Raw genomic sequence first — 12,834 nt, 5'->3', positions numbered from 1 at the left:
GCATAGTAGACAAGTTACGTCATGACTGAATAAATAATTTCTTCAAAAACAAAGCCAAGTCTTTGTACCTTTTTAAGGTTATATAACCGACCTGTTTTTATATATAATACCTAAAAGTAAACCTTACTTTTAACTGTCATCGCTTCTAACGATAGATAGACATACAAGATATATTATTGGGTAATATATCGTCTCTGAGATACCATTATGAAGTCACTTACCTCTATTTGTCTGCTGATAGCGTCGCTAATGCTGACTGGTTGTCAACATTTCCAATTTGTTGATAGCCCTATTCCTGTTAAGCCTGTACCGACTAATCTGGTTGCTCCATAACATTGACATAAAAAAAGCAGACATCAATAGTGTCTGCTTTTTTACTGGAGTAGCCTGTCACCCACTGTGTTAACTAACGCTTACTATCCGCTGGCTGATGTTTAATGATGGTTTTAGCCAAATGATCACCAAACCAAATAGCGGTATCAATATCTCCTTTCCCTGGCGTTTCTTCAGGTGGTCCGTCAAGAGATTGTGTCATCAAACCTAAGAAGCTAGATAGACGGTTGAGATCGTGCGCCTCATGACCCGTCGGCATAAGCGGCAGACCAATCCAATTCATACCATGCTGCATGGCATATAGAGAAATTTGCTGCAACACGGCAAGTTTATCACCGCTCAGACCGCCTGAGTTGGCAAAAGCTGCGGCCCATTTGCCTTCCCACGTGCGGTTGTACCAACGCTTTGAGGTTTCATCCATAAAGGTTTTGAATTCAGCGGTGACGCTGCCCATATATACCGCGCTACCGAAAACCAATAGATCTGCCTGATCTAAATAATCCCAGTCAATATCATGAATATCAACCGCTTTTGCTTGGGCCTCTGGTAATTGCTGATGCGCGCCTTGTACAATCGCTTCAACGACACGCTTAGTATGACCGTAGTTGCTATGAAAAATAACAGCAATCGATACGTTAGGCGTACTATCAGGAGATATTTTTGAGGATTCGCTAGTTGTATTCATACAGACTCTAATAATGACAATAATGGTTAAATAAAAATAATATAGTGTACGAGTGCAAAACGACTCAGCGCACTCAATAGGTTTGTTAGTTGTGAGCTGACATCTACGTAGCAGCGCGGCGCACAATCACAAGCGCCATTCTTCCCGTTGCAGGCTGCTGCATATGCGTTTGACGACGATAAGAATAGTAATGCCGATCTGCATAGCTACAGCTGATAGGTTCTTTACTATCTATCGACACGCCAGCAGCTGTTAATTGATCAGCGGCCAGTTTTGGTAAGTTTAGCTTAACTTTATGCGTGTGCACTGTAGCGCAATTCGATAGTTTATCAACTGTCTTATGTAAATGCTGAGTATCGCTATGATTTTCAAGACCACTATCTGAGCGCATCACATATAAACTGTCAAAATTATCACTATCTGACGCCGTGAGTAATTGATTATCTAAGCAACCAGCCAATAATTGGTCACGAACTTGATGACCCACTTCATAATTGGCCTGACTGATACACACCCCTATCCAAGCCTGTATAGCCCCTGAATCGGTAAAGCGCTGAGCAGTCTCTTTGATGATACCGCACGCCAATCCTTGCCAGCCTGCATGAATGGCGGCGATTTTACCGCTAGCGGGTTGGTATAAGACAATCGGCACACAATCTGCCGTCATGATCGCCAGTCCACGACCACTTTGCTTGCTGATTATGGCGTCAGCCGCCATTGGTGCCATGCTCAAAGGCGTCGTATCAATATCATGGATCTGTTTACCATGAATCTGACTGACCCAATGTAAGCTGTGAATAGCAGTATGTTGCTCAGTTTGTGATGACTCACTTGCCATCTGTGTATTAATCGCAGCCAACAGACTCATACGATTACCTAATACCTTTGCCGCCTCATCGTTGACATGCAGGCCTAGATTTAGCGCGCCATAATTTGCTTGATGGTTTGCTTGACTGTCAAGCCCTCTTTGCTGGCTTGCGGTAGCAGGTTCGTCAATATTATTCGGCGCAAAAGCAGCCGTTTGGAAAACAGCCACGTCATCCATTTGCGCGAGCATGGTCATTGGAAAATTATCTATTATCGGAAGCTTGTTTGTCACGACTGCCCCATCCTTTTATCTTTGACTGTCTAAAAATTGGCATCACTAAATCACTACTATAAACTTGGCAATTGTCGTAAACACCTTTAGACAGCCGCTTTTCTCAATAGCGTTTACTCGTCATCATAGCCGTCGCTTAATACAGCTATTAGCTGTTGCATGTCTTCTGGCAGTGGCGTCGTCACTTCAATATCCTCACCAGTTACCGGATGCACAAACCCAAGAGTATAAGCATGCAATGCTTGGCGCGGGAAGTTGCTGATGGCTTGGCGCTGTGCTTCTGTCAAACCTGCTCGCAGTTGACGACGACCACCATAGACACGGTCCCCGACTAGCGGATGGGTCACATGGCTCAGATGGACACGGATCTGGTGCGTACGACCTGTTTCCAGTCCGACATCTAACAGACAGTAGTTGTCATTCAGTGGCGTGACATTTAATAGATGGGTTACCGCTTCACGGCCGGCAGTCATGACTGTCATTTTGGTACGCTGAGTACGATGTCGCCCTATCGGCGCATCAATACGGCGATGACGCAGCAAGCTTGCTTGATCGCCTGCTACCACACACTGATAATGACGATAAACAGATTTGTCTTTTAGTTGCTCCATCAACGCCATTTGAGCCGGTTTGGTTTTACCAATGAGTAGTAATCCAGAGGTGTCTTTGTCAATACGGTGTACCAACCCTGCACGCGGCAAGTGATGCTGCTGCGGATAATGATATAGCAAAGCATTGACCAAAGTGCCTGTCTGGTTACCCGCACCTGGATGCACCACCATACCGACAGGCTTGTTGATGACCAATACATCATCATCTTCATAGACCACATCGATATCGATATTTTCTGGTTGATCTTCACTATGCTGCTGCAATGTTGTCGATAGATGTAGCACGTCATCTGCTTTGACACGAACCTTTGGTTTTTGCACACTGCCGTTATAGAGTAAGCTACCGTCCGTGATCCAACCTTGTAGTTGCACGCGCGAAAAGTCTGCAAACACCTGTGAAGCGACTTTATCAATACGTAAGCCAGACTCATCTTCTGTGACGATATGCGTTATATCTACCACCACTGGTACCGCTTGACCTGCTACTGGCGCTTCATTGTCGTCGCCTTCATCCATGTCGCCATCGTCAATTTCTTCATCAATATCGCTATCTTCTTCGAGCAAGTCGTCATTATCAAGAGCATCAGTATGCTCGTCCATTATTTCCTGCTCATCCATCATTTCTTGATTGTCAGGCTCGTCATTATTTAAAACGTTATTTGGCATTGGTGACTCTTGTGCTGATGAATCAGTCTCTAGCGATTGATTCGGTGATAAATGGGTAGTCATGGCATCATTATTCATAGCGGATTGATACCTAGCAAAGTTGCTAACTATGTAAAGTTACTAACTATATTTTGTTAGGTGACTTCATTCAAAGATAAAATAATAAAAAATTGTCGTTTTTTGACCTCTAGCAAATAATAAAAGCTATGCAGGTCAAAAAAGCGGAGACAATACCGCTCTAGTGTATCATGTCACGCGTCCAAGCCCTATAAAAGTGCATACTATCTGTGAATTTTTGAGCGCTTCTGAGGTGCCAAGCTTTACTGCTTAGCTCTCTAGAACATAACATTGCTGTAATTTACTGTATATTTGTTCCTGCCAGCGATATTCGGTATCGCTCGTGATAGCCGCTCATGGTAAACTGCCTGTAAAATATAGATAGCGAAAAAATAGACGAAGCAAACGTTATTCTATAAAGTATAGCCATGTTTTGCTGTATGCTATGGCACTGTATTGCTATGCCATATTCAAATACAGTATAAAAATACCATTGGTTTTTATTGACAGTGTTTGCCATTTAAACCTTTTGAATATGATTAAATGCATTTGATCTATTACAGGCTTACTATAAAAGCTCTATGTATCAGACCCAATCTACCAGTACAATACGTCATAACAAAAACTGCATTCGATGAAAAACGTGTTGCTTGTGCATCGCTGAATACTCAGCATCGTTTTTTATCACTAATTTTTTATATAGCATGATAGCACTGCTGCTATCATGCGTCTTGTGTCGGAGAAGAAGTATGCAAGCTGTTGGCAATACGTTTATCAAACTGTCCTCAATCACCTTACTTGCGCTTAGCGTCAATCTAGTGGGTTGCCAGACATTCAAAAACCTCACTGGCGCCAAAGATGTCGACGCGGTAGAAACAGCGGAAAAGTCAGAGCAAGGTTACTATAACGATGCCATCGCTCAAATCGATAAAGGCCGCTATGTTCAAGGTGTTGAAGAACTGACCAATCTGCGTACCTTTTACCCAACTGGGCAATACGCTGAACAGGCATTACTTGATATGATGTATGCACAGTATCAAAGCGATAAATACGAGATGGCAGCAGCGAGTGCTGAGCAATTCATCCGTCTATATCCTTCTAATCCCCAAGTCAGCTATGCTTACTATGTACGCGGCGTTGCCAATATGGAAGGCTCGTCTGAGAGTTTGAAGCTGTTTAAATTAAACCAAGCGGAGCGTGACACTGCGTATCTACGTATTGCCTTTGCCAACTTCCAAGAACTTATTAGCAAATACCCAAATAGCCCCTATGCACCAGATGCCGCCCAGCGCATGACATTTATCTATAATCAGTTTGCTGAGAGCGAGATGAGCGCAGCCAACTGGTATATCGAGCGTGAAGCTTATGTGGCAGCTGTCAACCGTGCCAAATGGGTCTTCCAGTACTATCCACTGAGTGAGTCAGTACCAGATGCCATTGCTGTCCTAGCCTATAGCCACGAAAAACTTGGTCTAACAGATTTGGCAAATGAGTACAAAACCCTATTGCAAATCAACTATCCAAACATGCTGACGAGTAATGGCAGCGTGAAACTGAGCACCAAACGTGATCGCTCTTGGCTCAATAAGATTACCTTTGGACAGCTTGGTCGTTCAAGCACAACTGACAACTCAGTGGCAACGGGCGAATATAATGGCGCGACCAAAACCCAAATGATTGGCAACGCAGCCCAGTTGAGACTAGCAGGGACAAACACAACGCCTGCCAACACTCCAGTCGCCAACAATGCGTCTGCACGTAATGGTATTAGCGTAGGCCTAGGTCTGCCTGAAGCGTCAGCTGAGCGCGTGACCAGCCAATCAAGCACTGGCTCGACTGCACGAGAAGCCAACGTCGATCCACTAAATACCAATCCAACACGTCGCACTACGCTAAATGACGACAGTGTGAGTGATATGGATAATAATTGATTATGTGAGGTCTTTTAGCCTAGCTAACACAGTCTGTATTCATTGATAATAAGGTCAACATTACGTTGGCCTTATTTTTCTAGCAGTACCTCATTACCTCTGCCCCAACATAATCGACCTATGGTAAACTGTTTTTTGTATGAGCATTCCTAACCATATTCTTGAACAACTCAATAGCCAAGCTGACCTGATCAGCATCATTGGCAAACACACCACGCTTAAACGCGCTGGTAGTGAATATAAAGGCTGCTGCCCTTTTCACGGTGAAAAATCGCCTTCTTTTTATGTCAATCCACAAAAAAATATCTATCACTGTTTTGGCTGTAGCGTCGGTGGCAATGCCATCAGTTTTTTGCGTGATTACGAGAATCTTACCTTTATCGAAGCAGTCAATGAGCTATCTAAACAAACAGGCATTGAAGTACCAAAAGAAGAGCAACAGAACGTCAGCTATCAACGCCGTACGCCAACACCTATTGCACCGCCGCCAGTTCACAATGTACCTAGCCCAACGATAGAGCACAGCAAAGTAAATCAAGACGGTGCAAACCAAGACGGCACAAACCAAGACAGCTATCGAAATAACTATCAAAACAACCGTCAAGCCAGTCATCAAAATAATGTTGACCAAAGCGACCAAAATCACATAGACCAGTCAAGTTATGATGACGCTCAGGGTTACGATAATTTCCCGCCGCTAGACGCTTACGAGTCAGCATCTTATTCAATGGACTCGTATCCATCAGAGCCGTATTCTTCAAACCATGCGGACGATAGTGCCTATCCGCCAGTGTGGCTGACAGAAACTGACGCAGGCATGGATAGTATTGGTATCGATCAGACGTCTGATCAAGATGGCAATTTGTACGATCTGCTAGAGCAAATTCAGCAGTTCTATCAGCATAATCTACACACTCACCCTCATGCCAAGCAATACTTTTTGTCACGCGGACTCACTGAAGAGACTTTTGAGACTTTTGGTCTTGGCTATGCGCCATTTGGCTGGCAGCATCTTGAGCATCAGTTTCCACAAGATATTGAAGGACTTAAGGCACTAGGGCTCGTGCGCCAATCAGAGTCTGGCCGTGACTACGATCTGCTGCGTGATCGGGTTATTTTTCCTATTCGTGACAACCAAGGTCGCACCATTGGTTTTGGTGGTCGGGCGCTCGACGATGAGGTCAAGCCAAAATACATCAACTCCTCAGACTCGCCCGTCTTTCATAAGCAGCATGTACTCTATGGCTATTATGAGTCGCGCCAGCAGCGTGCTAACGACTGGCTGGTGGTCGAGGGTTACATGGATGTCATTGCTCTCTATCAAGCGGGCATCTATGGCGCGGTCGCCTCGATGGGTACGGCAATCAATGAAAGCCAAATATCGCGGCTATTGACACTCAATCCAACGCTGACTTTGAGTTTTGATGGCGACAGTGCCGGACAAAAAGCCGCTTGGCGTACGCTTGAAGTTGCCTTACCTGTGCTTGCTGATGATAAAGAGTTGCGGTTTTTAACCCTGCCTAACAATCATGATCCTGATACGTTTATCAAGAGTCATGGCAGCGATGCCATGCGTGAGCAAATCAGCCAAGCCATGCCGTTATCACAGTATATTTTTGCGTACTTAAGTGAGCGCTATGACATGAGTCTGGCTGAAGGCAAAGCCAAGCTCATGTCGCAAGTACGCTCATTGACGACCGCTTTGCCAAAAGGCAGTAGCTTTCGCTATTTGCTCAATAATGACATTTATCAAAAGCTTGGCGGCAGGCGCAGTCAAAATGTCGAGGCCAAAGATGCGCTGCTAGACTTTGATGGTGATATGACCATCAGCCAACAATTGCAGCTGTGCTTTTTGTTTCAGCCGCGCGCACTCATTGATGACCCTATCGAATCGATTTGGCAACAGTCTGGTATTAATGGCTTACACCTACCTGCGCATATCAAACAAAAGGCTTCAGCCGATACGCTGCGTCCGCTTGCTTGGGAAGACCTGCAAGACGCGGCTCTGCTTGACATCGTGAGCACTATCAAACGCTGTCTTAATTATTTGCCAAAAGATGCCAACGCAGCAGCGCATTTTATCTTATCAAATGTGAAGCCTGCGACCCAAGACATGCTGAGCCGTAATTGGGGCGGCTTTTATAAAGCGCTAACCGCACGCAATATTTTGGGGCTTGATGGCCTGATCGAAGAGCTAGTCAGTCAGCTGCTTGAGCGCAATATGAAGAAAAAAATACAAGAGCTGATAAAAAACCCTGATCATATTAAGCTTGCGATCGTCCGTAAACAAACCCAATTATTGAACGATTGGCTACGGGCACAGCAGGCAGAGCAATCGGCACAGATGGTCACCGTTCAGTCTTAATGTTTAATTATCAAATCATGCCCCTTTAAAATTCTAGCCACTGCCCCCACTACTAATGATTATGCCCAGTAGCATGAGTCACTCCTAAATCATTTAGCTGACGGCAAATAAACGGCAAAAAATGGTCGGTAGCTATCACTAGCTCGTGCTTGACGACGATGGTCTGTGTTAAACTGTGTCGCTGTATATTGACAGCACTGCTTGGTTAATGATTGTGAGCATGCATCTTTAAGCACAAATTTTAGGTATTATTTTACGTATCTGCTTTTAGATACTATTTTGAGTATTAAATTTTAAGTACTATATTTTTTTAGGTACTGTATTGAAGTCTTTTTAGCTTTTCTAATTTTTAGCTGTTTTTTAGCATTGTTATTGTAGTGTTTTGAGCCTTTATTCATATCAACTCATTTTTGATATTATTGACAACCTCTACGCCATATTTTGATCAATCGATTGATAAGATCAACGCAAAGAGCGAGCGATAGCGAGTCACAATATAAAAATGTCCGATGCAAGTAAGCGAGTATTTATGAACGATAAGTCAGTTTCTCAGTCCACATCTCAACTGGCCACCTTAATCCAAATGGGCAAAGAGCAAGGGTATCTTACCTATGCTGAGGTGAATGACCAGCTGCCCGACTCTATTACCGAAAGCGATCAGATCGAAGATATTGTGCAGATGCTAACCGATGTTGGTATCAAAATCTTTGAGTCTGCCCCTGATGCCGATGACATCTTGATGAACGATGATTCAAGTGATGATGACATGGCAGCAGACGAAGCAGCGGCAGTACTTGCCTCTGTTGAAACCGAGCCTGGTCGTACCACTGACCCTGTCCGTATGTATATGCGTGAGATGGGTACAGTTGATCTTCTTACCCGTGAAGGTGAGATCTCCATTGCTAAGCGTATCGAAGAAGGTATTCGTGATGTACAGCATGCCATGGCTTACTGGCCTGGCACCGTACAGTTCGTCCTTGATGAATACCAAAAAGTACAAGATGGCGAAAAAAAGCTATCTGACGTCATCACTGGTTTCTTAGATCCTGAAACCGAAGAAGATAAAATCGCCGCTCAAGAAGCCAAAGATGCGGTAAAAGAAGAGCGTGAGCGCATCAAAGAAGAAAAAGAAAACCCGCCTATCATCAAAGCTAAAGTGAATGCCAAGGCAGCCGCACTTGATGATGACGAAGATGAAGACGAAGACGACGTTGAAGAAGAAGCTGAAGAAGAAAGCAGCGGTCTTGATCCAGAAGAAGTACGTTTGCGTCTAGAAGAGATCGAGCATCTATTTATCAAAGCCAAGCAAGCGCTGCTTGATTATGGTCGTGGTAGCGTGCAGGCGGATACTGCGTACGCGTTACTTGCTGAACGCTTTATGATGCTAAAGCTCAATAATCGCTTGTCAGACCAAGTCATGGCGATCATGCATGACGTCTACGACGACGTGCGTAAGCAAGAGCGTCAAATCATGCGCTTGGTGATTCGCCGTGGTCGTATGCCGCGTGAAGAGTTCCGTAAGACCTTCCCTAGCAATGAAACCAATGTCGATTGGCTCATTGAGCGTATCAAAGGTAAGCCTGCATTTGCGGGCACACTAGAAAAAGTCACCGATGACGTTATTTTACTTCAGCGCCGTATTCGTGATTATGAGCAGCAGCTTGATATGAAAATCCACGACATGAAAGACGTGGCACGTCGTATGGCCGTTGGTGAAGCAAAAGCTCGCCGCGCGAAAAAAGAAATGGTTGAGGCCAACTTGCGTCTGGTTATCTCTATTGCCAAAAAATACACCAACCGCGGCCTACAGTTCTTGGATCTGATCCAAGAAGGTAATATCGGTCTGATGAAAGCGGTTGATAAGTTTGAATATCGCCGTGGTTATAAGTTCTCAACGTATGCCACATGGTGGATTCGTCAGGCAATCACGCGCTCTATCGCTGACCAAGCGCGTACCATTCGTATCCCTGTGCATATGATTGAGACGATCAACAAGATCAACCGTGTCTCACGTCAGCTGCTACAAGAAATGGGCCGCGAGCCAACGCCTGAGGAATTAGGCGAACGTCTAGAGATGGACGAAGTCAAAGTCCGTAAGGTGCTCAAGATTGCCAAAGAGCCTATCTCTATGGAGACGCCTATCGGTGATGATGAAGATTCACACTTAGGTGACTTCATCGAAGATGGTACGATCTCAAGCCCTGTCGACGATGCAACGTCTGCTGGACTACAAGAAGCCACTCGTGATGTACTCGGCAACCTGACTGAGCGTGAAGCCCGTGTATTAAAGATGCGTTTTGGTATCGACATGCCAACGGATCATACTTTAGAAGAAGTTGGTAAGCAGTTCGATGTTACCCGTGAACGTATCCGTCAGATCGAGGCAAAAGCGTTGCGTAAACTGCGTCATCCCTCACGTTCTGAGCATTTACGTTCTTTCCTTGAAAATGACTAATATTCAATGAAGCTAAATAAAAAAAGCCGAGTTTATCTCGGCTTTTTTGTGTTTGTTAATCTATGTTATCAATGCGCGCCTAAATTTTGCTCAGCATCTGGTTTGTCGTGCACACCGAAATTGTCTATCATCGTCTGGCTTGCCTCGTTCAAACCAATAAGCTCTGTAAATACCCCATTCTTAACACAACATCATCGTAGAATTGTTAAGCCACCTGCCTGTACTCAGCAGGTGTCATATCATTAAGTGAATCATGGGGTCTTTCGTTGTTATAAACCTTGATCCAGTCTTCAGTCAGCATATTGACCTCGTTTAAATTGTTGAAAAGGTAGCAATCTAAAACCTCATTGCGATAACTGCGATTAAACCGTTCAATATAAGCGTTCTGATAAGGACAGCCAGGCTCGATATAATCAATATAGATGCCATGAGCTGATGCCCAATCAGTGAATACCCTGGATGTAAACTCACTGCCGTTATCCACACGAATTTGCTTAGGATAACCATGCCACTCAGCCAGCTGATCAAGGTAGCGAATCACTCGGAGTGAGGGAATACTGGTACCAATATCAATGCCTAATACCTCACGGTTATAATCATCAATCACATTAAAGGTTCGAAAGCGAATATTGTTGTGTAGTCTGTCGCTCATGAAGTCCATTGACCATGTATGCCCCAATGCATTTGGCACACTTAGCGGCTGAGGGTTACGTGTTGGTAAGCGTTTTTTAGACTTGCGGCGTAGGTTTAAGTTTAACGCTGTATAAACTCGATGTACGCGCTTATGATTCCATGAATAGCCAAGCTTACGTATACGTTTAAAGCACTTTGGAAAGCCCCAGCGATTGTGCTTGTCAGTAAGCTCATTTAAGACATCAACAATCTCACTATCATCAAATAGCTTAGGCTTATAGTAGTAAGCGGTTCGACTCATGCAGACCACCTGACAACTCACTGCAATGCTGACATCATACTGCGCCTGTAATTCTTGCGCCCAGACTTTGCGCTCGGGTACAGGCGCTATAGCTTTTTTATGATCTCTTCCTGCATTTGCGCTTTGAGGCTTAAATCAGCATACATCTGTTTGAGCCTACGGTTTTCTTCTTCAAGCTCTTTTAATCGCTTAACATCAGAAGCTTCCATACCACCGTACTTGGAGCGCCATTTATAGAAAGTCGAGCTAGCAATCCCGTATTTACGGCACAGCTCTTTAGCAGGTATTCCAGCTTCTGCTTCTTTTAAAATGGATACTATTTGGGTCTCAGTCATTCGTTTGCTCATATCAAAACTCCTTATGGGTATTTTATAAGAAATTCTACGTTTGAGCTGTGTTATTTTAGGGGATAGTTACAGCTCTACCTCAGTGCCTTCACGGCGAAATTTGATAATGACTTTATCAATCGCAGCGATTGCTGTCACATCCCAAAAATGTGCTCGTGACACGTCAATCACTCCTTTAGAGACAGACTCTTTAATATCAAAGGATTCAGTCATACGCTCTGCTGACGAAAAGCATAGGCGAGGATTTAACTTTTTGGCTATCCCAATTACCGAGCTTAAGTGACCACCCTACTTCTTAGTTTGAATAAATTTATAGTCTTTTGGGCTTTACAGACTTAGATTCTGTATTAGAATCATACGGCACCTGCAATACTACGCTCACAGATTTCATCGCTAGGAAACTGACATGATTGTCCGGCAAACACCCCACCCGTTTAAGATATTTTTCGCCCTTCGCGGTTCAATCATTCCAAAAATATATCCGCAGCTGCTATTGGTTACCATCCTTAGTACAGCCATTACCATTATTCAACACTGGATTCCTGACTCTTTTCCTTATTATGGTATCGCCACTTTTACCTTATTGGGAATCGCATTATCGTTGTTTTTGGGATTTCGAAATAATGCCAGCTATCAGCGTTGGTGGGAAGCACGGATGCTATGGGGCCAGTTGGTATATGATGCTCGCAGCTTAACGCGCCAAGTCCTATCCTTTATAGATGATGACAACGAGCATGGTCGTGAGACTCAGCGCACCATGGTATATCTGACCATTGCTTTTGCACATGCTGTACGCCACAGGCTTCGTGGTACGCCACCTTGGGCGGACATAGATCCCTTTGTCGCATCCATACATCATGATCGTATGCATCAAGCAAAAAATGTCCCTGACCATATAATGCGCCTCATGGGTAAGCATCTCGGCGATATTCGGCGTCAAGGACTGGTCTCAGAGCAAGTCACCCAAAACATGGATGAGCGCCTGACCTCTATGACGATTGTCTTGGCAGCCTGCGAGCGTATTCATAACACACCGCTACCTTTTGCTTATATGCTGCTGGTACATCGTACGACCTACTTGTATTGCATCATGCTGCCTTTTGGCTTGGTCGCCTCGCTTGGTTGGGCAACGCCCTTGGTTTGTGCCGTGATTGCTTATACGTTTTTTGGGTTAGATGCATTGAGTGAAGAGCTAGAAGAGCCATTTGGGTTGGCGGCTAATCAGTTACCTCTGACCGCCTTGTCACGCACGATCGAGATCAATCTGCGAGAAGCGCTGGGAGAAACCAATCTGCCGACTGACATTATGCCTATTGATGGTTATTTGCCGTAAATATTGCCGTCATCGAAG

General features: G+C 44.5%; 7 protein-coding genes and 2 pseudogenes. 4 read left to right on the top strand and 5 right to left on the bottom strand.

Features of this window, described 5'->3' with window-relative positions; all coding sequences use genetic code 11:
• Positions 1-406 precede the first annotated feature (406 nt).
• From HL061_RS00355 to HL061_RS00345, 3 genes are all read right to left on the bottom strand, one after another.
• Positions 407-1,018, bottom strand: coding sequence for a flavodoxin family protein (locus HL061_RS00355; protein WP_240365029.1), 612 nt, complete (start codon positions 1,016-1,018; stop codon positions 407-409).
• A 103-nt stretch (positions 1,019-1,121) separates the two neighbouring features.
• Positions 1,122-2,117, bottom strand: a complete 996-nt coding sequence (locus HL061_RS00350; protein ID WP_223332923.1) for a polyphenol oxidase family protein — start codon at positions 2,115-2,117, stop codon at positions 1,122-1,124.
• A gap of 113 nt (positions 2,118-2,230) precedes the next feature.
• The gene (locus HL061_RS00345; RefSeq protein ID WP_201587692.1) at positions 2,231-3,457 is read right to left on the bottom strand and encodes an RluA family pseudouridine synthase; all 1,227 of its coding nucleotides are present in this window, start codon (positions 3,455-3,457) and stop codon (positions 2,231-2,233) included.
• Positions 3,458-4,200: 743 nt separating this feature from the next.
• Between HL061_RS00345 and HL061_RS00340 the strand changes: the two genes are divergently transcribed.
• The 3 genes from HL061_RS00340 to rpoD all read left to right on the top strand — a co-directional run bounded on the left by HL061_RS00340 (position 4,201) and on the right by rpoD (position 10,202).
• Positions 4,201-5,382, top strand: a complete 1,182-nt coding sequence (locus tag HL061_RS00340) for an outer membrane protein assembly factor BamD (RefSeq protein ID WP_093070971.1) — start codon at positions 4,201-4,203, stop codon at positions 5,380-5,382.
• A 139-nt stretch (positions 5,383-5,521) separates the two neighbouring features.
• Positions 5,522-7,747: a CHC2 zinc finger domain-containing protein gene (locus HL061_RS00335; protein ID WP_093070968.1), complete on the top strand. Its 2,226-nt coding sequence runs from the start codon at positions 5,522-5,524 to the stop codon at positions 7,745-7,747.
• Positions 7,748-8,276: 529 nt separating this feature from the next.
• Positions 8,277-10,202, top strand: a complete 1,926-nt coding sequence (gene rpoD, locus HL061_RS00330) for an RNA polymerase sigma factor RpoD (RefSeq protein WP_071001404.1) — start codon at positions 8,277-8,279, stop codon at positions 10,200-10,202.
• A 205-nt stretch (positions 10,203-10,407) separates the two neighbouring features.
• On the opposite strand, the pseudogene HL061_RS00325 reads toward rpoD, so the two are convergent.
• Positions 10,408-11,483 (bottom strand): annotated as a pseudogene (locus tag HL061_RS00325) (IS3 family transposase).
• Positions 11,484-11,552: 69 nt separating this feature from the next.
• Positions 11,553-11,723: pseudogene (locus HL061_RS00320) on the bottom strand (STAS domain-containing protein); the annotation flags it as partial.
• 166 nt (positions 11,724-11,889) lie between these two features.
• Between HL061_RS00320 and HL061_RS00315 the strand changes: the two are divergent.
• Positions 11,890-12,816: a bestrophin family ion channel gene (locus tag HL061_RS00315; RefSeq protein WP_093070964.1), complete on the top strand. Its 927-nt coding sequence runs from the start codon at positions 11,890-11,892 to the stop codon at positions 12,814-12,816.
• The last annotated feature ends 18 nt before the right edge of the window (positions 12,817-12,834 follow it).

It is taken from the genome of Psychrobacter sp. PSP, from assembly GCF_024085615.1.
GTDB classification, from domain to species: domain Bacteria; phylum Pseudomonadota; class Gammaproteobacteria; order Pseudomonadales; family Moraxellaceae; genus Psychrobacter; species Psychrobacter pacificensis.
Note: the sequence above shows the minus strand (reverse complement) of the source record. Positions and strands in the feature narration are given on the sequence as shown.

Coding starts and splice junctions, on each gene's coding strand:
- rpoD (WP_071001404.1), top strand. CDS start 8,277: ATGAACGATAAGTCAGTTTCTCAGTCCACATCTCAACTGGCCACCTTA.
- HL061_RS00345 (WP_201587692.1), bottom strand. CDS start 3,457: ATGACTACCCATTTATCACCGAATCAATCGCTAGAGACTGATTCATCA.
- HL061_RS00355 (WP_240365029.1), bottom strand. CDS start 1,018: ATGAATACAACTAGCGAATCCTCAAAAATATCTCCTGATAGTACGCCT.
- HL061_RS00340 (WP_093070971.1), top strand. CDS start 4,201: ATGCAAGCTGTTGGCAATACGTTTATCAAACTGTCCTCAATCACCTTA.
- HL061_RS00335 (WP_093070968.1), top strand. CDS start 5,522: ATGAGCATTCCTAACCATATTCTTGAACAACTCAATAGCCAAGCTGAC.
- HL061_RS00315 (WP_093070964.1), top strand. CDS start 11,890: ATGATTGTCCGGCAAACACCCCACCCGTTTAAGATATTTTTCGCCCTT.